A 24876-nucleotide genomic window follows, 5' to 3' on the forward strand; every position below is an offset into this window, starting at 1 on the left:
CTGCAAACGCCCTTCAAGTAAACTAAAGAGAGTTTGCAAATGAAAAGGTGATAATGTTGTTAATTTCAATTAAAACGTTACAAGATGATCGTTTTTTACGTCCGCTACAAAATATTGGCGGCTTATTTTTTGAAGATAGTACGATTGGATTTGAACAAGAAGAAGCAAATCTTATCGTTGATATACACATTGAAGAGAATGTGAAAGCATCAGCTCGTTTAACAGATGTTGCGACTGGAAATGTGTATGAAGAAACATTCGCAAAAGATTTATCTGCTTTTACAGATGAAAAAGAGCGTATGAAGCAAGTGAAGCACGTTGTTTCTTATGTATATCTTTCTGTTCTTCAGCAGTTAACTGGTATGGAACAAAGCTGGGGTATTTTAACGGGAGTTCGTCCAACGAAACTTCTTCATAAAATGCTTCAAAATGGTATGTCAAAAGAAGAAGCACACCAAGAACTTCGTGAAAGTTATTTAATTCATGAAGAGAAAATTGAACTTCTTCAACGTATCGTTGATTGCCAATTAGCGGTAGTTCCGGATTTATATCGTTTGAAAGAGGAAGTAAGTATTTATATCGGTATTCCATTCTGCCCAACAAAATGTGCATATTGTACATTCCCGGCGTATGCAATTAACGGACGCCAAGGCTCTGTTGATTCATTCTTAGGTGGTTTACATTATGAAGTTCGTGAAATTGGTAAGTTTTTAAAAGAAAAAGGTGTAAAAGTTACGACGATTTATTACGGCGGCGGTACACCGACAAGTATTACAGCAGAAGAGATGGATATGCTGTATGAAGAAATGTATGAAGCGTTCCCAGATGTGAAAAATGTGCGTGAAGTAACAGTTGAGGCAGGTCGCCCAGATACAATTACGCCAGCGAAGCTAGAAGTGTTAAATAAATGGAACATTGACCGTATTAGTATTAATCCGCAGTCATACCACCAAGAAACATTAAAAGCAATTGGACGTCATCATACTGTAGAAGAAACAATTGAGAAGTATCATTTAGCTCGTGAAATGGGAATGAACAATATTAATATGGATTTAATTATTGGTCTTCCTGGTGAAGGGTTAGATATTTTCAAGCACACGTTAGATGAAACAGAAAAGTTAATGCCAGAATCATTAACAGTTCATACGTTATCATTTAAACGTGCTTCTGAAATGACGCAAAACAAACGTAAATATAAAGTAGCAGGTCGCGAAGAAATTACAGCGATGATGCACGAAGCAGAAGAGTGGACGCAAAAGCATAATTACGTACCATATTACCTATATCGTCAAAAGAATATTTTAGGTAATTTAGAGAACGTTGGTTATGCAATGCCGACGCAAGAAAGTATTTACAACATTGTCATTATGGAAGAAGTACAATCAATTATCGGACTTGGTTGTGGTGCATCAAGTAAATTTGTTCATCCGAAAACGGGAGCAATTACGCACTTTGCGAATCCGAAAGATCCAAAATCATATAACGATGGCTTCGTAAAATATACAGAAGATAAACTGAAAATTTTAGAAGAGCTATTTGCATAAAAAGAAAGAGGTTATTCCGAGTCGGAATAACCTCTTTTTTATATTGTCAGTTTTTGTCGGTAAGTCGATATATTTGAAAAATCGCTGATATAATTCAAGTTGCGCTGATATATTTTGAAAATCGCCGATATAATTCAAGTTGCGTCGATATATCCGGAAAATCGCCGATATAATTTCACTTACCGCCAAAAGCGGAACTGTTTGTAAAACAATGTCGATAATAATCAGAAAAATTAGTCAAATCATTAAAGGACAATGTCTACTTATGGACGAAATGATAGATTTATGAAAGAGAAAAGGGGGAAATTGTTGGCATGTACATGACGATAGGGAGAATTTTCGATTTATCTGTTGGTAAGTATCCGAATAAAGAGGCATTAGTGGAACCAGAAAAAAATATTCGCTGGACGTATAAACAGTGGGATGAGCAAATAAATAAAACGGCGCATGCTCTATTAGAAGAAGGGGTAAGAAAGGGCGATACGGTATCTGTTTACTTATATAATTGCCGTGAATTTGTAAACGTTTACTTAGCCTGTGCAAAAATTGGAGCGATCTTTAACCCGATCAATTTCCGCTTAAAAGCAAAAGAAGTATCTTATATTCTCCAGGACGCATCCTCGAAAGTAGTTGTTTTTGAAAAAGCAGTTGAGCCAACCGTGGCTATCATTGAACGAGATTTTCCGAATTCGTCTTTTTGGTATGTAGAAGACGATACACCTTCTTATGCTAGCTCCTACCATGAAAAAGTAAATGAAGCATCTTCCCAAAAAGTAGATATTGAAATAGGTGAAATGGATTATTGTTCTATGCTGTATACGAGCGGTACGACAGGTCATCCGAAAGGTGTATTACATCGTCATCGCGAAATGGCTGAGCATAGTATGATTTGTACGTATTTCCTAAAATATAATCGAGATAGTATTGGGCTTGTTGTAGCGCCGTTATATCATTGCGGTGAGTTGAATGCTGGAATTATACCGCGCATTCAAGTTGGTGGAAAGAATGTTATTTTACATCATTTTGACACAGAAACAGTATTACATACAATTCAAGAAGAGAAGATTACGACGTTTTTTGCAGCGCCGACGATGTGGAATATGCTGTTGCAAAAAGATTTAACGAAGTACGATTTAACTTCGATGAAGATTGGTATATATGGCGGGGCTGCGATGGCTCCAGCGTTAGTGAAGGAATGTAAAGAACGTCTTTATATTGATCTTGTACAAATTTATGGAATGACAGAAATGGGACCTGTTGTTGCGTTTCTCGTAGAAGGGGATCAAATTACGAAAGCAGGTTCAGCAGGAACACCGTGCTTTAGTCATGAAATTCGAATTGTGAAACCGAATGAAGATGTACCAGCAGAACCAGATGAGGTATTGCCTCCTTATGAAGTAGGGGAGATTATTTTACGTGGTCCAACTATGATGGCTGGTTATCATAACCGAGAAGAGGCAAATGCAAAATCGATGTATAAAGGGTGGTATCACTCTGGTGATTTAGGTTACTTCGATAAAGACGGCTATTTATTCGTCGCAGATCGCGTGGATGATATGGTGATTAGTGGCGGCGTTAATATTTATCCACGTGAAATTGAAGATTTCCTTCATAGTCATCCTGGTATATTAGATGTTGCCGTGCTTGGTGAGCCGGATGAATTATGGGGAGAACGTGTTGTGGCAGTTGTTGTGAAGAAAGATGAAACAATTACAGAAGCTGATTTAGAAACGTATTGTAAAGAAAGTGATGAATTAGCAGATTATAAACGTCCACGTCATTATTTATTTGTGGATGAACTTCCTCGTAATGCGAGTGGAAAATTACAAAAATTTGTCCTGAGAGAGTCGTTGAAAGGCGCAAAACAATAGGAAGTAGAGCAGTCGTCTATACAGATAAAGCTATCTTTTCTACTACGAAAAGGTAGCTTTATTTTTTAAAAAACGATTAAAAAAATGGTATTTATCTTCTAGTCAAATTCTTTTTTGTTATTATGTTAAAATACTTTTTGTGGCATTGTACTTTGATTAAAAACGTTGTATATTGCGCTTTGAATAAGGGTTTAGTAAATTAATTAGGTGATTTTTATAGATGTTGAAATAATAATTTTAGTTAGAGTGGAAGGAAACTATGAAGGAGAATTATCGGTAAAGGATAAAGAAATTCAGTCATCAGATGACCTGATGAATAAAATGGTCATTTAGTATATTTTGGTAGCATGAATATAGTAACAAATTAATATGTAAATGAACAGTCTTGTAATGTATTTTTATTGGGACTAGTATTTATTGTTGGCTGCCCGAAAAAAGTAAAAATAACGCAATATAAGTTAATGAATTGTGCTGTTTATTACTTTATGTTTTAGAACTAACGATGGTTTGATGCTGCAAATAATCTTTAGTCCGTACCCCCTTAGTTTAAGGGGTATTTTGGGTGGAATGGATCTCACGGCAAAAAGGATTAACAATTAATATTGGAGGTTTTATGAGTACATATTTAAAAAGAATATCTGTGATTTGTTTTATTTTTACGGTTCTTATTGGACAAATTTTTATGCCTATCATAGGGCATGCTCAAGAATTAAATACGACAGGATTTGTGGATAGTTTTTCATTTGAAAAGACGAAATTAAATTATGGAGAAAAGACTACGATACATGTAAACTTTAGTGAAAAACCTGGAAAGAAGATGAAGTCTGGGGATACATTAACGTTAGCACTTCCGCCAGAATTAAAAGGTTATAGTGGCACAATTCCATTAAAGGATGATTCAGGGCGTATTTTTGGTACGTGCCAGATTAATGCAAATAATGTAGTTTGTACATTTAATGATACGGTAGAACAGCTTGAAAATATTAGAGGGAACTTTAATTTCACTGTTCAAGGTACGAATGTTGAAGCCGGAAAGACGAAAGATGTACAAACGAATTTAGGGACAGATTTAGAAAAACAAATGGTAAGTATTACGCATCCAAAAGGAGAGGGTACAGAACCAGGGATCTTTTTCTATAAGTCTGGTGATATTCAGCCGGACAAAAGTAATGAAGTGCGTTGGTTTTTAAATATAAATTTAAAGAAACAATATTTACATGACAACATCGTTTTAAAAGATACGTTACAAGAAGGACAAACGCTAAATAAAGATAGCTTTACCATTACTATCAATAATAAAGAGTATTTATCTCTTAAACAATTTCAAGACCGAGGTTATGGATACATTAAGCTTACTAGGATACATTAAGCTTACTAGTGATAACTCATTTGAAGTAGTAATTTATAGACATATGGCGAACGCTACGTCGTTTACCATTTTCTATACATCAACGATTACTGATAGTGGGAAAAAGTTGAAACATCTACAGAATGACTACAAGCTTGATTATCAAATTTTATATGAGAAACCGATTTCTGAATCTAATAGTGTAAAGGTTGAAAATATATCATTTGGCGGCGGGGCTGAAGGGGTTTTACCTGCGAAAGGAACGTTGCAGATTGTTAAACATATTGAAGGAGACGAGAATAAGCTTATTCCAGGTGTTTCTTTTAAATTGTTTACAGAGTCAGGTCAGCAAATTGGTGATTCCTATACAACAAATCAAGATGGAATAGTTGAAGCACCAAACCTTACTCCAGGTAATTATTACGTACAAGAAATATCTGCTCCGAACTATGTAGAGTTTGATTCACAAGCGAAAATCCCTTTCACAATTAAGACGGATGCTACAAATGGAATAAAACTTATGGTGCCAAATAAGTTAAAAACTACATCTGTTGCAGGAACGAAAACGTGGGAAGGCGATAAAGTAAATGATCGCCCAAAAATGATTAAAGTAGATTTACTGCAAAATGGTAAAGTCATTGCAACGAAAGAAGTTACGGCAGCAAATGATTGGAAATATGAGTTTGGAAAGTTACCAGCAGTTGATAATGCTGGTAAAGCTTATACGTATGAAGTGAAAGAACAACCAGTATTAGGATATCAATCGAAAGTTAACGGATATGATATTACAAATATAAAAATCCACGAAGTAACAGAAGTAGAAGAGCAAGTTGAAGAAGGAACAACAGAAGAAATAAAAGAAGAAAAACCGGAAGAACCGAAAGTAACAGAAGAGCCGAAAGAGCTAGAGAAGCCGGAAGTTACGGAGAAACCGGAAATTCATGTAAAACCAGAAGAAGAACAAGTTGAAGAAGAAACGACAGAAGAAATAAAAGAAGAAAAACCGGAAGAACCAAAAGTAACAGAAGAGCCGAAAGAGCTAGAGAAGCCAGAAGTTACGGAGAAACCGGAAATTCATGTAAAACCAGAAGAAGAACAAGTTGAAGAAGAAACAACAGAAGAAATAAAAGAAGAAAAACCGGAAGAACCAAAAGTAACAGAAGAGCCGAAAGAGCTAGAGAAGCCGGAAGTTACGGAGAAACCGGAAATTCATGTAAAACCAGAAGAAGAACAAGTTGAAGAAGAAACAACAGAAGAGATAAAAGAAGAAAAACCGGAAGAACCGAAAGTGACAGAAGAGCCGAAAGAGTTAGAGAAGCCAGAAGTTACGGAGAAACCGGAAATTCATGTAAAACCAGAAGAAGAACAAGTTGAAGAAGGAACAACAGAAGAGATAAAAGAAGAAAAACCGGAAGAGCTAAAGGTGACAGAAGAGAAACTAGAAATACCGAACAAACCAGAGTCTCAAAATAAAGTAGAAGTACAAAACAAATCAGAAGTACCATCTAGTAAAGAAAGTAATAAGCAATCAAAATTACTTCCTCAAACAGGTGGAGCGGCAGTGGAATCTACTTCTATTCTTGCAGGTATGTTCGCATTAATTTTGGGAGCGATCATGTTTAGACGCCAAAAAAATTAATGGATGTGAGAGCATTAAGTTCTTATGTTTTTAGTTTGGGAACAGATGTATATAAAAAAGCGGAGACGATAAGTCTCCGTTTTTTATATTATTTACGTGAAAATCCTTCTTCATCAAGGTATTCCGCAGCTTCTGGATAAGAGTTGAATGTACCGTCTAAATTTACACCAGCGTACACGTTCCACATATCGTCCTCTGAGATAAGAGTAAGGATATGACCGTCTTCGTTATGCCATTCTTCTTCTTTCGCAGGTTCTGCAGGAATTACTACTTCTTCTTGTGAAAGTAATTCAATTGATTGCTCGATTACTGAGCGTAATTCATCTGCTGAAAATTCGCGGATGTTAACCATACCTTTATCATCCGTTTTGTAACCTTTAATACCACTTGCATATACAAATCCGTTTCCATTTGGATGTAAGTGATAAACAACGTTCTTTTTATCTAAACGACTTTCTTCAAAGTGAAAGTTCACACGTTTTAATGATACGTTTTTTCTTTCTAATTCTGGGAAAGATTCAATGATCGATAATTTTTCTTCAAAAGTTAGCATAGTGCCTCCAAATATATAATAAAAGATTTAATTTATCCATTATATCATAGTTATAATAGTTTCCAAAGATGCGATAGGAGCTTACAATTGAATGCGTTTACGTCACGATACTGTAAAAAGTGGACTAACGAATGTATCCTTTTAGGTGTACAATGGAAAATGGACTTTATACAAAGGTGGTTATTATATGTTTCAAAAAATAGCAAAGGAATGTTTAGCAGGTTTTACTGTTGCGATTGTTGCATTGCCACTTGCCATTGCATTTGGTATTGCTGCAACGGGAACGTCTGAGGGAGCACTAGTCGGATTGTATGGTGCAATTTTTGCAGGCTTATTTGCGGCGTTATTTGGTGGTACACCTGGGCAGGTTACGGGACCAACTGGACCGATTACGGTTATTGCAACAGGGGTTATTGCGACGCACGGATTAGAGGCGAGTTTTATAGCATTTATGATGGCGGGACTGTTTCAAATTTTATTCGGTGTATGTAAGCTTGGATCTTACGTGCGGTACATTCCCTATCCTGTCGTATCAGGATTTATGAACGGTATCGCATTAATTATTATTTTAGGTGAAATGAAGCATGTGCAAAATAGTTTTCTACTCGTCGTATTAACGATTATTGTCATGATTGTTTCTGGAAAGTGGATTAAGGCTATTCCATCTAGTTTAGTCGCATTAGTAGGTGTGACAGCTATGCTTCCTTTATTTTCTTCTGCGTTAGAAGGGCTTACAGTGAAGTTACCGGTTATCGGAAATTTGTCATTAAATAAGGTAATTGAAAAGATTGGGACGATTCCAGAAGCGATGCCAACGCTTCATATTCCATCTTTAAGTGGAACAGGTATAGCAGAACTTATTTTACCAGCGCTTAGTATTGCTTTATTAGGATCGATTGACTCGTTGTTAACATCGGTTGTAATGGATAACGTGACGGGGACACGTCATAAAAGTAATAAAGAACTGGTCGGACAAGGTATAGGTAATGTGATGAGCGGATTGTTTGGCGGATTAGCAGGGGCAGGTGCGACTGTACGATCTATCGTTAATATAAGAAGTGGCGGTAAAACGGCGCTTTCAGCAAGTATGCATAGTGTTATATTATTTATTTTCATTATGGGACTTGGATCAGTCGTACAATACATTCCACTTGCTGTATTATCAGGTATTTTAATTTTAACTGGTATTGGCATGTTTGATTGGGAGAGCATGAAGAAAATGCATGTAGCGCCAAAAGGTGATGTCGTTGTTATGCTCGTAACGATGATTGTCACAGTGAAGTTTGATTTAATGATCGCTGTTGCGTTCGGTATTATTCTCTCGTTTATTATATACATGGTGAAATGTAAAGAACGTAAATCTTCTATTGTAAAAGAAAAAGAAGCGACATATAAAATTAAAGGCCCACTTTCGTTTTTAACAGTGGATCGTGTTTTTTATGCTTTACAAGACGTAAAATCTCCGGTTGTTTTACGTATGAAAGATGCACGCTATATGGATGTATCAGGAGCTATGGCGTTATTGAATTTCATTGAGCAGTCGGATAAGTCAGGATTGAGTGTAACGCTAGAGCAAGTGCCTGCTCATATTAAAAAGACATTAGTAGCGATGGCGAGTAATGAGCAGAAAGATAAATTACTATTTGTAAAAACGGAAACTATATGAAGAGACACCCTTATATAAGGGTGTTTTTTTGTTTTTAACATCTGAATATCAAGATGTTATACGTCTGTTGACATTTATTCATCTTAGCAGTATAGTAACATTCTAGATTAGGTATGTGATATTATAGTAATGTATATGAATTTTGAGATTCCTTTTTTGTCAGAAGGAAGAGCTTTAAGCTGGAGGGAATAATTGATGTACAAACAGTTACCACACGGAGTGAAGATTGGTATTACACGCTCAATTGTTGTTTCTTTTGAGAAGTATATGAAAGAAATTGAATGGAACGAAGAAAAGTTTGATATGCAACAATTTGTTGAACAGTGGAAACAGTATTTATACACAAAATCAACTTGGATCAATAAAGTAGATGACGAGTTGAAAGGACATCCAGATTTCCATCAAGCGTTAGCAATGAAAGTAAATAAAAAAATTAACGAGCTTATTAATGAAAAACCGAGCGAAGAACAAGTGGAGCAATTAAAAAGAAATAAAGTAAAGCATGCAGATGAAATGTGCAAACTAGAAGCTGAATATCATATTGAACGTTTATTCGTAACGAAATAAATTTTACATAAAGAAAAAGCCTGTCCAAAGAGGTGTGATGACCATCTTTTTTGAGCAGGCTTTTTGTATGAAAAAAAGTAAGAGAGGCGAGCCTCTCTATGATTAGTCTTGTGGTACAAGTGCTTTCCAAGAAGATAGGTCCATATCTTCTTTTAATATAGATGAAGCAGGGAAGACAAATGACCACGGTTTTGTAGTGTTCGCTTTAATTTCAAGGTTCGGTAATGTGAAAGCACCTTTAACAACAACTGCACCTGTGGCATCTTCAACATGAAGAGGAAGTTGCTCTAGTTGAATGTTGTCTTTACAACCGTTACGAATAAGAAGCGTTGTATGTAAATCGCCGTTTTCTTTTCGTGTAGCTTGCAGACCTAGGAAGTTAATTTCACCATCATTTGGAGGTGTTAAATTGTCTACGAAATTACGTAAAGCTTCTTTGCTTGCTTCAGGTAACTGAGCTTCCCAAGATGGATCTAAATCTAATACATGCTTACTTTCAAGTTCGAACGCTAATTCCCAATCCGTTTGCGATAATTCAGCATCTGTAATTGTTTCTTGCTCAAATGTAAAGATAAACGGCATATTTACATTTGCAGGAATATCTCCTAATGCAGAAAGGTTAAATGTTTTTCGCGCGCATAATTTTTTCTCTTTATTTAGAAGAATTAATGTAACTTCTTCGAAAGAAATTGGTTTCGGAACAGTGCTGCGAATAAATACAGCTACGTCATAACCGCTATCACGCTTTTCAATCTCAATTCCAGATAAAGAAATTTGATATTCTTCTAAACGTGGTAGTTCTTTATGTAAAAATTGATAAATGTATTTTTGTTCTTGTCCTACTGCACCCCAGCTAGGGTGGAAGTAAAGCGTTGGTTTTACAGTTTTATTTTCAGTATTTGTGCTTTCTTGTCCGAATAGTTGATTACTAGAGACAGTCGTATCTTTTCCGTTTTTCTTAGCTTTTTTTAGGAATGATAACATAATCTTTCACCTCGTTATTGTACGTTTTCAGGAACACCTAAATGTCTTGCAACATAGCGGCACATTTCTTTTTCGAAATTACCATATGTGTATAAAAAGATATCTAAAGCTTCTTTTTGATAAAGACGAGTAGGGTCTTCTTGTTGATATTGTCTTAGCCCGATGCCTTCTTTTAAGTGGGTCATTGCATCTAAGTGATTGACCCAGTTCTGATCTAGGAAATGAAGGGCAACATATCGTAGCGACTGTTGTAAATCAGTATGGCTATCTAGCTCATTTACGCGCTCTTTATAAAGAGATAATGTTTCTTTTAAAACGGATTGTAAATCTTCCGGTGAATGTACATTATTCGCTGATAGTGATGGCATGTTTTCTACTGATAAAATTTCGTTTAGACTTGCTGTTAAACTAGCAAAATCCCATTCTTCTGGAAGCATACCTTCTACAAGATATTGCTTAGAAATGGCTTCTACAGCATGATCAATCATTGGAATAATAATTTCAATCATATTTGTATCTTCTTGTAATAAGTTATTACGTAATTTATAAATAACGTTACGTTGGTCATTTATTACATCGTCTAACTTTAAATTGTACTCACGCATTGAGAAATGGCTACCTTCACAAATTAATTGTGTACGGTTCACAAAATCATGGACTTTAGAAGTTAGAATAAGTCCTGTTTCATCTGTTTTCAGTGATTTCATTAATTTCTCGACTTCTTCTTGTGCGAAACGTTTTAGCATTTCATCTTCTAAAGAAAGGAAGAATTGAGAGCTACCTGGGTCACCTTGGCGACCAGCACGACCTTTTAGCTGATTGTCAACGCGTCGCGATTCATGGCGTTCTGTCCCGATTACATGTAATCCACCAAGTTCGTGAACACCCTCACCTAGTAAAATATCAGTACCTCGTCCGGCCATATTCGTCGCAATTGTAATTTGTCCTTTTTGTCCAGCAGTTGCGATTAAATCAGCTTCTTGTTCTGCGCTTTTTGCATTTAATAATTGATATGTAATATTTGCTTCATCTAAGTAACGAGCAACGGTTTCTGATTGTAAAATAGACATTGTCCCAATTAAAATCGGGCGTCCTTGTTTATTGTGTTTTAGAACATCTTCACGTACAGCTTTATATTTAGCATCGGCTGTTGCGTATACGACGTCCTTTTTGTCTTCACGAATGATCGGACGGTTTGTCGGAATCGGCATAACTTCCATGTTATATACACGGTTAAATTCTTTTTCTTCCGTTTTTGCTGTACCTGTCATACCAGATAGTGCTGGATACATACGGAAGAAGTTTTGAATTGTAATGGACGCTTGTGTTTGATTTTCTTCAGTGATTTCTAAGCCTTCTTTTGCTTCAAGAGCTTGGTGTAAACCGTCACTTAAAGAGCGACCATCCATAACACGACCCGTGAAAATATCTACAAGTAGAATTTTTTCATCGTGTACAATATAGTCAACATCACATTGGAAAGCGACATGAGCTCGTAATGCTTGAATCATATAATGATATAAAGTTTGATGTTCTAAATCATATAGGTTATCGATATCAAATAAATCTTCTATTTTTGTAATACCGTCTTCTGTAAAACTAGCAGATTTCGATTCTGCATCGTATGTGTAATGAAGAGTATCCTGGAATGATTTAATAACTTTTGCACATAAATAGTGTAAATCGGAGCTGCTTGATTTCTTACCAGCGATAATAAGAGGTGTCTTTGCTTCGTCAATTAAAACGCTATCAATCTCATCGATAATAGCAAAATGATAAGGACGTTGTACCTGTTCATTTTTTGAAGAGGCCATATTATCACGTAGATAGTCAAAGCCAAATTCTGTTCCAATACCGTATGTAATATCAGCTTCGTAAGCAAGTTTCTTTTCGGCAGGATCGATTTGAGGAATATTTAATCCAACCTTTAAACCTAGAAATTCATGAACTTGGCCAATTAATTCTTTATCTCGTTTTGCTAAATAGTCGTTTACAGTAATAACGTGAACGCCTTTTCCTTCAAGAGCACGTACGTATGTTGGAAGAGAAGAAACTAATGTTTTTCCTTCACCAGTTGGCATCTCTGCAATATTACCTTCTAATAGTACAAGGCCACCAATTAACTGCACATCGTAGTGACGTAATCCAAGTACACGTTTTGCTGCTTCACGTACAACAGCGAACGCTTCAACTTTTATATCATCCACTGTTTTTCCGTCACGAAGCATGTTTTTAAATGTGATCGTTTTATGACGCAATTCTTCATCAGATAAATCAGATATTTTTTCTTCCAGATTATTAATTTCTTGAACAAGTTGTTCATATTTTTTTAGTTTTCTCTTTTGAGAATCTCCTAACAGCTTTTTTACCGAATTCAGCATGTTGTAAACACTCCTCTTACTGACAATAGCTACATTATAGCACATGTTTATCCCGAATAAGTAGAAGTAGTAAATTGAAGAAATAACTGGATATAAATAAGGTGTTATTGTACATACTATATTTAAAACATAGAAAGAAAGAGAGTATTCAATGTATAAGAAATTTGGTATGATAGCTAAATGAGATAAAGTGAAATTTTTCAAAAAAGAGAAGAATATAGCTATCTCGTTTTATGTTGTAATATGTATGGAAATTATATATTGAAAGAAAAGAGCTAGAAGATGAATAATAAGTTTGTGAAAGGCGCTGCGATTTTAACGATTACAACGTTTCTATCGAAAGTGTTGGGAAGTTTTTTTCAAATCCCATTACAAAATATAGCAGGAGATGAAGTACTGGGGATTTTTCGCCTTGTTTTTCCTGTGTATATGATAGCTTTAACTTTATCAGTAGCGGGAGTACCGCTAGCTATATCAAAATTAATCGCTGAACTTCATGAGAAGAATGACCAGAACGGAATTGCCAAACTATTTACTTCAGCATCTATTATTGGAGTAATATTTGGAGTGCTTGGATTTTCAGTTATTATGATTGGATCAAGTATGTTTGCAAATATGCTTGGTGGACAAGATACAAGACTTCCATTAATCGTAACTTCGTTTGCGTTATTAATCGCACCATATATGGCGGTATATCGAGGATATTTCCAAGGTTTTGGAGATATGATTCCTACCGGGGTGTCACAAGTAATTGAGCAGTTCATTCGTGTTTTCTTTATGTTAGCAATTGCATTTTTATTTGTATATTGGAATAAAGAGAGTGATGTTGTAACAGGCGGCGCAATGATTGGTTCTTGCCTTGGAGTAATTACGTCACTTATCTATTTGAGAATGAAGTATGTAAAAAGTATATATCGTTATAAAAGTAATACATATTCACTACAAGATTTTAAAGATAATGCAAAAAAGATACTTCAGGTTTCGATTCCAATTGCAGTTGGAGCATTATCGATGCCGGTGTTAAATTTAGTTGATTCTGTAACGATTCCACATATGTTGCATGAATCCACTACAACGATTCAAGAACAATTTGGTATATATAGTCGTGGATTCGCGTTTACACAATTAATTGTCGTGTTTGCAAGTGCGATGGTATTTCCGTTAATCCCGTTGTTAACTGCTGCATTAACAAAGAAAGATAGAGCGTTAGCAAAACAAACAATTGAACGGACAAATGAGCTTGCTCATGTTTTAACAACGCCGATAACAATCTGGCTCATGGCACTTACAATCCCGTTAAATGTTGGATTGTTTACAGATGCGAAAGGGAGCGGAATGTTAGCTATTTTAATTGGTAGTTCGTATTTTACGTCACTTATGGTATTATCAATAGGAATTTTGCAAGGAATTAACCGTTCTAAGCAAGCGGCGTGGATAGTTGTTGGAGCGAGTTTTGTAAAAGTCATATTAAATATAGTACTTGTAAGTCAATTTGGCATAACTGGTGCGGCTTATAGCACACTTATCATATATATCATGATTTGTATCGTAAACTATATATACATTCGAAAAGAATTGGCTTATTCGATTCACATGGGGAGATTTTTTGCTGTAATTGGGGTATCTAGTATAGTAGGTATAGGATTATATTTCACATCTACTTTCATAAATGTGGTAGATTCTAGACTTATTGCAATAATATATAGTGGTGTAGCGTTTTGTGTGGCCTTGTTCATATATGGCATATGCGCATTAAAGTTGAACTGGATATCCAAAAAGCAAATCCCATTTTTACGTAAGTAAATGAGTCCATAAATGAGTATGGCTATTTATATGTTTGTGAAAGAAATCAATTTGAAGTTATCCAACTTTTCTTATTAAAGAGTTGATAGCGATTTGTTGAATGACAAAAAGTTGATTGCGAAATGTTGGAGGAGATTAAGAGTGCGGTTAGTTTTATCAGGATATTATGGTTTTTATAATGTTGGGGACGAAGCAATTTTGCAATCAATTATTAAAGCGCTATATGAAGAGGATCCTACTCTTGAGCTTGTTGTACTTTCGAATGACCCCGACTATACAAGAAAAATGTACGGTGTAGAGGCAGTAAATCGCTGGGATATAAGAGCAATTTATAAGGAAATAAAGAGAAGTAATGGCTTAATTAGCGGAGGAGGAAGCCTCCTTCAAGATAAAACGAGTATTAAAAGTATTTTGTACTATACGGGTATTATGCGAATTGCTCGTTTTTTGAAGAAGCCGTATTATATTTATGCGCAAGGAATTGGTCCAATTACGAAAAGACAAAATCGTTTATTAGTGAAATGGCAAGTATCAAAAGCGGAATATATATCAGTTCGTGATGAAGATTCATTTTTGTATTTAAAAGAAATTGGTATTAAGAAGGATATCGAACTAGTTCCAGATCCAGTATTGGCATGTCAACCAGAAGGAATGAAGTCGGAGTGGTTGCAAAAACATGCGATTCAAGGGAAAGTAATTGCAGTTAGTGTGAGGTATTGGGACGCGAAAGAAGATTATATGAAGAAGCTAGCAGATACGCTGAAAAAATTTAAGCGTGATGGATACCATATTTTATTCGTACCAATGCATGGACCATTTGATCAAAATGCATCACGCGATATTATTAATTTAATGGGAGAAGAAGCTCATATGCTTCCGTATAAGCTCGATATTCATGAGAAAATTTCAATTTTGTCGGAATGTTCGCTTCTAATCGGTATGAGACTTCATGCGCTCATACTATCTGCGGTTGCTAATATTCCTATGGTCGGTATTTCATATGATCCAAAGATCGATTCATTTTTACAACAAATAAATCAGCCGATTATCGGAAACGTAGATGGTGATTGGACGTCTGAAACTTTGCATAATGTCGCAACGAAGCAACTAGAACAAAAAGAATATGTACAAGAAACATTGGAACAAAGAGTAGTAGAATTACGAGCGCAAATTTCAACAGCGTCTCGATACATCATAAGTGACTTGAATTCCAAAGAGTGCAAAAAAAGAGGAATGGGATCTTAATTTAAGAGGACATCCTCTTTTTTATTTTTTGAAAAAAATAAAATGTCGAAAGAAAAAATAAATTTGTAGAAAAATGTCGAATTACGTAAGTGATTGCAAATTTATACTCACAAAAAAAGAAGTTTGAGAGATAAGATGTATGTTTAAAAATCCTAACATTAATATATAATGAATGTTAGGATTTAACGTTTTATTTAGTAAATGATAAGAAAATAGGTATGGTAATTTTGAAAAATCTGATGGTAATAAAAATGTCGAATCATAGAAAAGTAAGCTGTCGATTAATGTCGTAATATCTCTATAGTTAGATATTGTAATCAGAAAGCTTTTTCTGTTATAGTTGTAAATGGTTATAAGAAGTTTGTTATAAATGTAATTCTGACGCGTTTTTCTATTCATTTGAAATATTTTGATTTTTTGATCTAGATCCTTTAAAATGAAAGTCGAAAAATAATCGTTTAGAATTGTGAAAATTAACTTTTTTGTCGAATTTAAGGTTTTAAATTGGATGGAAAGGGTGTACGATTTCTTTGTGATTCTGCAATACTGGATATCCTATTATTCTGTATAATGAATACTTTAACCACATTTATATCTACTAGTTTCAAAAATAAGTAGAATATCTATTTAAAACAGTATGGAACTAGTATTACATTCCTAAGGAGGAAATATATAAAATGGCAAAGACTAACTCTTACAAAAAAGTAATCGCAGGTACAATGACAGCAGCAATGGTAGCAGGTGTTGTATCTCCAGTAGCAGCAGCAGGTAAAACATTCCCAGACGTAGATGGTCACTGGTCTAAAGAATCAGTTTACTACCTAGTAGAAAAAGGCGCTATCGCAGGTAACGACGATGGTACATTCGCTCCTGATCGTGAAATCACTCGTGCAGAAGCAGCTACAATGATGGCTAAAATTTTAAACTTACCAATCGAAAAAGGTGCTAAACCATCTTACGCTGATTCTCAAAACCACTGGGCTTCTGCAATCATCGCAGCAGTTGAAAAAGCTGGCGTTGTTAAAGGTAAAGGCGACGGCACATTCGATCCAGACGGAAAAATCGACCGCGTTTCTATGGCATCTCTTCTTGTAGAAGCTTACAAATTAGATACTAAAGTAAACGGTCCTTTAGAAACTAAATTCGATGATTTAAAAGATAGCTGGGGTAAAGATAAAGCTAACATCCTAGTTAAATTAGGAATCTCTGTTGGTACTGGCGACAAATGGGAACCAAATAAATCTGTAACGAAAGCAGAAGCAGCTCAATTTATTGCTAAAACTGACAAGCAGTTCGGTGGGCAAAAAGAAGAAGCTAAAGTTGAGTCTATTAAAGCAATCAATGCTAAAGAAATCGAAGTTAAACTTGGCGCTACAGTGAAAGAAGAAGATGTGGAGAAAGCGACATTCACAATTTCTCAAGGCGAAAATCCAGTAAAAGTTGCAGCAAAAATTGGTGAAGACAAAAAATCTGTAATCTTAACTTTAGAAGATGCTAACAAGCTTAAAAAGAACAATGCTTATGTTGTAACTGCTGAAGGCTTAAAAACTGCTGACGGTAAAGAAATTCCAAAAGCATTAGAAGTTATCTTCTTTAACGACGAAGTAGCTCCAACTGTATCCACAGTTTCTACTCCAGATGGAGATGTTAAAGTAGTATTTAGTGAAAAACTAAATGAAAACGAAAAAGTTACTGTTGTTATTAACGGTACAAAATTCGTAGTTAACCCTAAAGGTAATACAGTTACATTACCAAAAGCTGATGTTGCATCTGTAGTTAAAAACGGTGAAGCATTTAACGTAATCGTAACAGGTGCTAAAGATTTAGTTGATAACACAATGGAAATGTACGAAGGTAAAGCTACTTATAAAGTAGAAAAAGACGTTACAGCTCCAGAAGTTAAAGATGTTAAAGTGAAAGAAATTACTAAAGAAGATGCTACATTAGAAGTTACATTCTCAGAAGAGATGACTAACGAGAACTTAGGTACTGTAACAGTTAAAAAAGGTAAAGATCCTTTAACAGCTACAATCACTGTTGATCCTCAAGACAAAACAAAAGCAATTGTTGAAGTAAAAGGCGCTCTTAAAGCAGAGGAAACAGCTACAAATCTTACAATTGAGTTTGTTGGTTACAAAGATGTAGCTAACAACGTAGGTCAAAAAGTATCTAAAGAAGTAAAAGTTACAAAAGACGTTGTAGCTCCTAACTTCGTAAAAGTTGTAGCAGAGAAAGATCAAAAAGCTACATTTACATTTGATAAAGAAGTAAATGCTGAAACAGCTACATTTGATAAAAAAGTTGTTCGTATCATTAATCAAGATACAAGCGAAGATGTAACAACAAATGTGACAGTAGAAGCTGCGAAAGATAATAAAAAAGGTATCACTGTAAAATTCCCAGCTGCAGGTAACTATAAAGTTTCTGCTTCAAAAGGATTTATTCAAGATAAAGCTGGTAATAATTCAGCTGCATTTACTACAGATGTAAAAATTGACAAGAACAAAGAAGAAGTAGTAGTTGATAAAGAAGCTCCAAAGGTAACAGATAAAGCGTTCAATAAGGATGAAAATACTATTACAGTAAAATTTGATAAAGTTGTTAAAGGTGGCCAAGGTGCAGAGTCAGCTGCTAACGTAAACAACTACACATTAGCAGGCGCTAAATTACCAGAAGGTACACTAATCACTTTATCTGGTGATACAGCTACAATCGAATTACCAAAAACATTCACTTTCGAAAAATCAGAAACAGTGAAATTCACAGTTTCTAATGTTGCAAATGCATCTGGTGTGAAAATGGGTACAACAAACCTATTATTAGATGTTAAAGATACAAAAGCTCCTGAATTCAAATCAGCTAAAGTTTCAAATGTAGAGAAGAAAGAAGTAACTCTTACATTCTCTGAAGCTGTAAAAGTTGATGCAACTGATCTTGTATTTGACTTAAATGGTGTGCCATTCACAGTAGCGGCAGACTCTGCTAAAGCAGCAAAAGAAACTGCTTCTAAAGAAGTAGTACTTAAGTTAGAAACTGCAGAGAATGTTAACTTTGCAACTGGTACATTAACTCTTAAAGCTAAAGAGCTTAAAGATAATGCAACTTTAAATACAGTTGACACAGAAAATAACAAACTTGTTGCTTTCAAACCAGTAACAGTAACTCGCTAATTGAAATTTATTTTAATGGAAAGAGTCCACATTATGTGGGCTCTTTTTTATGTTTAATTTTTATATAAAACGATTTCTAAAAAATTGATCATATTTTGCAAATTAATAGTTAGTTTTATTGAGAAACAAATTAAAAGCGCTTTCAAAAATAGAAGGATACCTCATTAATATGTAAATTATTTGTAAATTAACACCTTTTTCTGTTAAAAAAACATTCGAAAAGAAGAAAATAATGTCGAAATGAAATAGTTTCAGTCGAATTTAGTCTGAAAATTGTATTTATTGTAAAAAATATTTAGGTGATGAAGTGGAAATATGTGCTATAATTCCAATTGTGTATTCGATATGAAAAATATACGAAGCGCATTGAGAGTGGTTTATAGGAAAACAGTTTATTCATTTCTATATTTAAGTATTATCGATATCTTAATAGCACAATAAAAAGACCGAATTATCAGAATGTGTCGAATCTTCTTTTGAGAAAGTTCTTGATAACGAATGGTTTTGTATAGTATGATGAACTTGTTTCAGAAAATGGTATTTAAACCTTATATTTACATTTAACGGTTTGTATCATTTTTTATGTGAACTACTTTTCATTATAGTGTTTTTATTGTTTTATGGCTTTTCTAACTAGCTAGTTTTCAAATTTAATATGATGTGAAACTAGTAGCATATTCCTGAAGGAGGAAATTTATAAAATGGCAAAGACTAACTCTTACAAAAAAGTAATCGCAGGTACAATGACAGCAGCAATGGTAGCAGGTGTTGTATCTCCAGTAGCAGCAGCAGGTAAATCATTCCCAGACGTTCCAGCTGGACATTGGGCAGAAGATTCTATTAACTACTTAGTAGATAAAGGTGCAATTGTAGGTAAGCCAGACGGTACATATGGTCCAACCGAATCAATCGATCGTGCTTCGGCAGCTGTAATCTTCACTAAAATTTTAAACTTACCAGTTGATGAAAATGCTCAACCTTCTTTCAAAGATGCTAAAAATACATGGGCTGCTAAATATATCGCAGCAGTTGAAAAAGCTGGTATCGTTAAAGGTGACGGCAAAGAAAACTTCTATCCAGAAGGAAAGATTGACCGTGCTTCATTTGCTTCTATGTTAGTAAGTGCTTATAACTTAAAAGATAAAGTTAATGGCGAGTTAGTTACAACATTTGATGATTTAAGAAAACATTGGGGTGAAGAAAAAGCAAACATCCTAATTAACCTTGGAATCTCTGTAGGTACTGGTACGAAATGGGAGCCAAATAAAACTGTAACTCGTGCAGAAGCAGCTCAATTTATCGCATTAACAGATAAAAAGTATGGTAAAAAAGATAATGAACAAGCATATGTAACAGATGTGAAAATTTCTGAACCAGCGAAATTAACATTAACAGGTACTGGTTTAGATAAACTTTCTGCTGATGATGTAACTCTTGAAGGAGATAAAGCTGTTGCGATTGAAGCAAGCGCTGATGGTACTTCTGCTGTAGTAACACTTGGTGGCAAAGTAGCTCCTAATAAAGACTTAAGCATTAAAGTTAAAAATCAATCATTCGTAGCGAAATTCGTATACGAAGTGAAAAAATTAGCTGTAGAAAAACTTACATTTGATGATGATCGTGCTGGTCAAGCAATTGTCTTCAAATTAAACGACGAAAAAGGTAACGCTGATGTTGAGTACTTAAACTTAGCAAACCATGACGTCAAATTTGTAGCAAATAACTTAGACGGTTCACCAGCAAACATTTTTGAGGGTGGAAAGTCAACTTCTTCTACAGGTAAACTTGGTGTTGGCCTTTCTCACGGTGATTACAAAGTAGAGGTTCAAGTTACAAAACGCGGTGGTTTAACGGTTTCTAACACTGGTATTATTACAGTGAAAAACCTTGATACACCAGCTTCTGCAATTAAGAGTACTGTATTTGCGGTAGATGCAGATAAAAACGGTGTAGTATACGGTAATACATTGACTGGAAAAGACTTCAAACTAAACAGCCAAACGTTAGTGGTTGGTGAAAAAGCACAAATCCATAACGTAGTTGCTACAATTGCTGGAGAAGATAAAGTAGTTGATCCAAACTCAATTAGCATTAAATCTTCAAACAGCGGTATTATCTCTGTAGTAAACAACTACATTACAGCTGAAGCTGCTGGTGAAGCTACACTTACTATTAAAGTAGGCGACGTTACAAAAGACGTTAAATTCAAAGTAACGACTGGTTCTCGTACGTTAAAATCAGTAAAAGCTAATCCAGATAAATTACAAGTTGTTCAAGGTAAAACATTACCTGTTACATTCGTAACAACTGACCAATATGGCGATCCATTTGGTGCTAACACAGCTGCAATTAAAGAAGTTCTTCCAAAAACTGGTGTAGTGGAAGCTTTAGATGTAACAACAACTGATGCTGGCTCAATCGGTACAAAAACAATTGGTGTTACAGGTAATGAAGTAGGCGAAGGTACAGTTCACTTCCAAAATGCTAACGGTGAAACTTTAGGTTCATTATATGTGAACGTAACAGAAGGTAACGTTGCATTCAAAAACTTCGAACTTGTATCTAAAGTAGGTAAATACGGTGAATCACCTGATTCAAAACTTGACTTAAATGTGGCTAACACAGTTGAGTATCAATTATCTAAGTACACTTCAGATCGCGTATATTCTGATCCTGAAAACTTAGAAGGTTATGAAGTTGAGTCTAAAAATCCAGCAGTAGCTACAGCTGAAATTGTTGGAAATAAAGTTGTTGTTAAAGGTTTAAAACCAGGTAAAGTTGATATCCACTTAACGAAAAATGGTGCAACTGCTGGTAAAGCGACATTAGAAATCGTTCAAGAGAAAATCGCTATTAAATCTGTAGACTTCAAACCAGTTCAAACAGAAAACTTCGTGGAGAAGAAAATTAACATCGGTACTGTATTAGAACTTGAGAAGAGTAACCTTGATGATATCGTAAAAGGTATTAACTTAACGAAAGAAACACAACATAAAGTACGTGTTGTGAAGTCTGGCAAAGATAAAGGAACTCTTTACCTTGATACAAATGGTAATGCTCATTATGACATCTTTGACCAAAAACTTGGTGATGTAACAGTAACAGCATCAAGTGATTCAGTATTCAACAACTTTAAAGCAGACATTTATGATGCTTTAACTACGAAGTACACTGACAAAGGTACATTAGTGTTCAAAGTATTAGGCGATAAGAATGTTGTAACAAGTGAAATTGGTTCACAAGCTGTACAAGTGAACGTTCTTAACAACCCAAATCTATAAGTCGATTATAGATAAAGTAAAAAATCAGTGGGGATTCATCCCCACTGATTTTTTAATAGAAAGAAGGCTCTTGTAAATTTACAAGAGCCTTCTTTCTATTTCTTAAACTTAAACATATCTCCGCTCAAATTCGAATCACTATACACGAACAATACCATGTTAATGTTGTTGTCTTGAATGTATTGATGTACATCTTTTTCGTGATAGTGACGTAGGTCGAGGATAGATGTGTGTTTGAAACTTTGTGCTAAGTGTGGCACGATTGCGTTTGCGAATGAGTCTTTTAGGACTAGGGCGCGTACTTCATTTTGTGCATTGTTATTTTCGATGACGATTTCTGGATAGTCATCTGTGTAATAACCTGCGTATGATGTTGTATCTTTTTGTTTTTCTACGCCGTATATTTCATCTAATTTTTGGTGAATAGTACCTTGCACATCTTTTGCGGTTACGCTTGTGAAGTTGAAACCGTCTTTCGGTGTGTAGTAGCATAATTTTTCACCCGTTGCATCGATGAGTTGGTATAGTTGGTTGTTGAAGCTACCGACTAAATGTTTATTTTGCGCACATGTCCGAGTGTAGTCTTCTTTTTTTATTTCTTTTCCTTTATATATAGAAGATTGTTGCCCGATTGTGTTCATTATATATTGGTAACCTAAGAAGGCACCGTCCATATTCCAATGATGATCTGTTTTGAAATACATGTCTTGTATTTCTTCGTTTGTATAGTTCTGTTTAAAGTGTTCCATAAGTTTTATTGGCTTTACGTCTGCTGGAAGCTTCTTTAGAAAGTAATTTAAATTTTCCTGTGCATATGTGTGAATATGAGAAGGTAATTTAAATGATAATGCATTCGTTTTTGACGGTGGTAAAGCAAAGTAAAACTCAACGTTTTGTTCTTTTAAAAACTGAGACAAATCGTTTATAGCGGGCATGGATTGGTCAATTTCATTGTATTTTTTTGTCCACGCCGGGTTTTTCAGGAGCCATTTATCATCAGTTAAAATAATGTCGTTAATGAGAGATTTGCCCATATTAATTTGAGCAATCGTATAGTTTTTAATAAGCTCATCTCGTCCAATTAGTTGATCATTTGTGTATGTTTCGAAATCTTTAAAGAAGCTACCAGTTAGGAGAGCTTCTTTCGTAAGTGCTGGTTTTTGAGCGAGCGGCCGATTTTCAACTGGTGAAATGTCTCGGTCTGTTTTGAGTAACGATAATATGCCAAATGAAAAGATAATGGTGAGAAAACCGATAAACAGGATGAGGTTCCCCAATTTTTTCATAATAACGTTTCCTTCCTACATCAGTTAAAACCTGAAATAAATAAATGGATTATATGTTGAGTTAATCAAGTACATAACCGAAATCATAAATAATGTTAGTAATAATATAGGACGTACAAATTGCATTGTGAACATATACGTTTTTGGCGCAAGTTCTAGTATGTTTTTCATTCTTTTTAAAATTGGTGTCGCTGCGATAAAGGCAATGAGAAATACGATAATGTATTCATGTACGTATAACATCGTATTGTCATCGATGAAAGATTGGCCGCTTATGCCGAACATCGCTTTTAAATATTGGAACGAGTAAGCGAAGTTGTCAGCTCGGAAGAAGACCCAACCGATCATAACGATTAGTAATACGTATGCATGTTGCAGCGGCTTCCATAGTTTGTTTAATATTTTTTCGAATCCAGCTTTTTCAATTGAAATAATAAAGCCGTAATATAAGCCCCAGGCGATAAATGTCCAGCTCGCCCCGTGCCATAAACCAGTTAATCCCCATACGATGAAGAGGTTACGATAATTCGCTAGTTTTGAAACGCGGTTTCCGCCGAGCGGGATATATATGTAATCGCGGAACCAAGAGCCGAGTGTAATATGCCATCTTCTCCAAAACTCTGAAATAGATTTAGAGATGTACGGATAGTTGAAGTTTTTCGGGAAATCAAATCCGAACATTTTTCCAAGTCCTATTGCCATATCAGAGTACCCTGAGAAATCGAAATAAATTTGCAGGGTATAGGCGATAATACCAATCCATGCCGTTCCAACACTCATTTCAGATGGTGGTAAGGCAAAGATTTTATCAGCGACGAATCCAACTTGGTTAGCGATTAATATCTTTTTTGCTAGTCCGAGAACGAAAATTTGAATACCTTCTGTGAATCGTTCAAAAGAATGGATGCGCGTTTTAATTTGCTCAGCGACGATATTGTAACGAACAATTGGTCCGGCAATAAGCTGAGGGAAAATAGATATATATAGCGCTAAGTTAAGTGGGTTTTTTTGAACATCCCCATCTTTACGGTATATATCGATGACATAGGACATCGCTTGGAATGTATAAAATGAAATTCCAATTGGTAGTGGAATAGGTTCCACATGAATAGATAAGTGCAAGACGTTGTTTAAAATGTCTGTGAAAAATGAAATATACTTAAAATAAGAAAGTAATAGTATATTTCCGACCACAGCCATAATTAAAAATGTGACTTTCATATTTTTTCGTTTATCATAATGATGCACGAGTAGGCCGAAGCAGTAGTTTAATACAATGGAAAAGAGCATTAAAAGAACGAAACGTGGTTCGCCCCATGCATAGAAAATTAAACTAAATGCAAGTAATACGAAATTACGTAGCTCGGCACGCACTATAAAATAGAGAAATAATACGAGAGGTAAAAAGATAAATAAGAAAATCGAACTACTAAATACCAAAGGACTCTCCTCACTTTTTCGAAATACATTTCGTACAAAAAAACCGACATATCTATTATATATTCTTTTTTATAATAGCGCCTTTAATATTTTAGCAT

General features: G+C 35.0%; 15 protein-coding genes. 10 read left to right on the forward strand and 5 right to left on the reverse strand.

Translation table 11 applies throughout. The annotated features are described in order from the left end of the window. Window positions 1-53 precede the first annotated feature (53 nt). The 4 genes from ACTFRN_RS11255 to ACTFRN_RS11270 all read left to right on the forward strand — a co-directional run bounded on the left by ACTFRN_RS11255 (window position 54) and on the right by ACTFRN_RS11270 (window position 6402). A complete protein-coding gene (locus ACTFRN_RS11255; RefSeq protein ID WP_029141065.1) occupies window positions 54-1544 on the forward strand; it encodes a coproporphyrinogen III oxidase in 1491 nt (496 codons plus the stop codon). A gap of 314 nt (window positions 1545-1858) precedes the next feature. Continuing rightward, a complete protein-coding gene (locus tag ACTFRN_RS11260; RefSeq protein WP_088106512.1) occupies window positions 1859-3415 on the forward strand; it encodes a fatty acid--CoA ligase in 1557 nt (518 codons plus the stop codon). A gap of 562 nt (window positions 3416-3977) precedes the next feature. Continuing rightward, a complete protein-coding gene (locus ACTFRN_RS11265; protein WP_258959477.1) occupies window positions 3978-4784 on the forward strand; it encodes an Ig-like domain-containing protein in 807 nt (268 codons plus the stop codon). Next, entirely contained in the window at window positions 4753-6402 is a 1650-nt protein-coding gene (locus ACTFRN_RS11270) for a Cna B-type domain-containing protein (RefSeq protein WP_440038101.1), read from the forward strand. Before ACTFRN_RS11265 ends, ACTFRN_RS11270 begins: the two co-directional genes overlap by 32 nt. 88 nt (window positions 6403-6490) lie before the next feature. On the opposite strand, the gene ACTFRN_RS11275 is transcribed toward ACTFRN_RS11270, so the two are convergent. After that, a complete protein-coding gene (locus ACTFRN_RS11275) occupies window positions 6491-6955 on the reverse strand; it encodes a hypothetical protein (RefSeq protein WP_000955014.1) in 465 nt (154 codons plus the stop codon). 187 nt (window positions 6956-7142) lie between these two features. On the opposite strand from ACTFRN_RS11275, the gene ACTFRN_RS11280 reads away from it, so the two are divergent. Next, entirely contained in the window at window positions 7143-8621 is a 1479-nt protein-coding gene (locus ACTFRN_RS11280; protein ID WP_049113095.1) for a SulP family inorganic anion transporter, read from the forward strand. A gap of 195 nt (window positions 8622-8816) precedes the next feature. Further along, window positions 8817-9188, forward strand: a complete 372-nt coding sequence (locus ACTFRN_RS11285) for a hypothetical protein (RefSeq protein ID WP_049113097.1) — start codon at window positions 8817-8819, stop codon at window positions 9186-9188. Window positions 9189-9290: 102 nt separating this feature from the next. Here ACTFRN_RS11285 and ACTFRN_RS11290 read toward each other — a convergent pair whose 3' ends face one another. Both ACTFRN_RS11290 and secA2 read right to left on the reverse strand, forming a co-directional pair. Continuing rightward, window positions 9291-10172, reverse strand: a complete 882-nt coding sequence (locus ACTFRN_RS11290) for an accessory Sec system S-layer assembly protein (protein WP_440038102.1) — start codon at window positions 10170-10172, stop codon at window positions 9291-9293. A gap of 14 nt (window positions 10173-10186) precedes the next feature. Continuing rightward, the gene (gene secA2 / locus ACTFRN_RS11295) at window positions 10187-12553 is read right to left on the reverse strand and encodes an accessory Sec system translocase SecA2 (protein WP_000935169.1); all 2367 of its coding nucleotides are present in this window, start codon (window positions 12551-12553) and stop codon (window positions 10187-10189) included. Window positions 12554-12835: 282 nt separating this feature from the next. On the opposite strand from secA2, the gene ACTFRN_RS11300 reads away from it, so the two are divergent. The 4 genes from ACTFRN_RS11300 to ACTFRN_RS11315 all read left to right on the forward strand — a co-directional run bounded on the left by ACTFRN_RS11300 (window position 12836) and on the right by ACTFRN_RS11315 (window position 22052). After that, a complete protein-coding gene (locus ACTFRN_RS11300; RefSeq protein ID WP_001060200.1) occupies window positions 12836-14356 on the forward strand; it encodes a putative polysaccharide biosynthesis protein in 1521 nt (506 codons plus the stop codon). Window positions 14357-14497: 141 nt separating this feature from the next. Beyond that, window positions 14498-15601, forward strand: coding sequence for a polysaccharide pyruvyl transferase CsaB (gene csaB / locus ACTFRN_RS11305; protein ID WP_088106510.1), 1104 nt, complete (start codon window positions 14498-14500; stop codon window positions 15599-15601). Window positions 15602-16278: 677 nt separating this feature from the next. Further along, window positions 16279-18771, forward strand: a complete 2493-nt coding sequence (locus ACTFRN_RS11310; RefSeq protein ID WP_061661290.1) for an S-layer homology domain-containing protein — start codon at window positions 16279-16281, stop codon at window positions 18769-18771. A gap of 701 nt (window positions 18772-19472) precedes the next feature. Further along, complete coding sequence (locus tag ACTFRN_RS11315; RefSeq protein ID WP_088106509.1) at window positions 19473-22052, forward strand: S-layer homology domain-containing protein; 2580 nt, start codon at window positions 19473-19475, stop codon at window positions 22050-22052. A gap of 95 nt (window positions 22053-22147) precedes the next feature. On the opposite strand, the gene patB1 is transcribed toward ACTFRN_RS11315, so the two are convergent. Beyond that, window positions 22148-23338: a secondary cell wall polysaccharide O-acetyltransferase PatB1 gene (patB1, locus tag ACTFRN_RS11320; protein ID WP_088106508.1), complete on the reverse strand. Its 1191-nt coding sequence runs from the start codon at window positions 23336-23338 to the stop codon at window positions 22148-22150. Between the two features lie 24 nt (window positions 23339-23362). After that, complete coding sequence (locus tag ACTFRN_RS11325) at window positions 23363-24778, reverse strand: MBOAT family O-acyltransferase (RefSeq protein WP_000232141.1); 1416 nt, start codon at window positions 24776-24778, stop codon at window positions 23363-23365. Window positions 24779-24876: the final 98 nt, after the last annotated feature.

This window comes from Bacillus cereus group sp. MYBK245-2, from assembly GCF_051916145.1.
In the GTDB taxonomy this organism is placed as follows: domain Bacteria; phylum Bacillota; class Bacilli; order Bacillales; family Bacillaceae_G; genus Bacillus_A; species Bacillus_A pacificus.

What these genes read in the sequence shown, in the direction of transcription:
- ACTFRN_RS11270 (WP_440038101.1), top strand. Translation starts at nt 4,753, where the DNA reads ATGGATACATTAAGCTTACTAGGATACATTAAGCTTACTAGTGATAAC.
- ACTFRN_RS11275 (WP_000955014.1), bottom strand. Translation starts at nt 6,955, where the DNA reads ATGCTAACTTTTGAAGAAAAATTATCGATCATTGAATCTTTCCCAGAA.
- ACTFRN_RS11255 (WP_029141065.1), top strand. Translation starts at nt 54, where the DNA reads ATGTTGTTAATTTCAATTAAAACGTTACAAGATGATCGTTTTTTACGT.
- patB1 (WP_088106508.1), bottom strand. Translation starts at nt 23,338, where the DNA reads ATGAAAAAATTGGGGAACCTCATCCTGTTTATCGGTTTTCTCACCATT.
- ACTFRN_RS11315 (WP_088106509.1), top strand. Translation starts at nt 19,473, where the DNA reads ATGGCAAAGACTAACTCTTACAAAAAAGTAATCGCAGGTACAATGACA.
- ACTFRN_RS11285 (WP_049113097.1), top strand. Translation starts at nt 8,817, where the DNA reads ATGTACAAACAGTTACCACACGGAGTGAAGATTGGTATTACACGCTCA.
- ACTFRN_RS11300 (WP_001060200.1), top strand. Translation starts at nt 12,836, where the DNA reads ATGAATAATAAGTTTGTGAAAGGCGCTGCGATTTTAACGATTACAACG.
- ACTFRN_RS11290 (WP_440038102.1), bottom strand. Translation starts at nt 10,172, where the DNA reads ATGTTATCATTCCTAAAAAAAGCTAAGAAAAACGGAAAAGATACGACT.
- ACTFRN_RS11310 (WP_061661290.1), top strand. Translation starts at nt 16,279, where the DNA reads ATGGCAAAGACTAACTCTTACAAAAAAGTAATCGCAGGTACAATGACA.
- secA2 (WP_000935169.1), bottom strand. Translation starts at nt 12,553, where the DNA reads ATGCTGAATTCGGTAAAAAAGCTGTTAGGAGATTCTCAAAAGAGAAAA.
- ACTFRN_RS11260 (WP_088106512.1), top strand. Translation starts at nt 1,859, where the DNA reads ATGTACATGACGATAGGGAGAATTTTCGATTTATCTGTTGGTAAGTAT.
- ACTFRN_RS11280 (WP_049113095.1), top strand. Translation starts at nt 7,143, where the DNA reads ATGTTTCAAAAAATAGCAAAGGAATGTTTAGCAGGTTTTACTGTTGCG.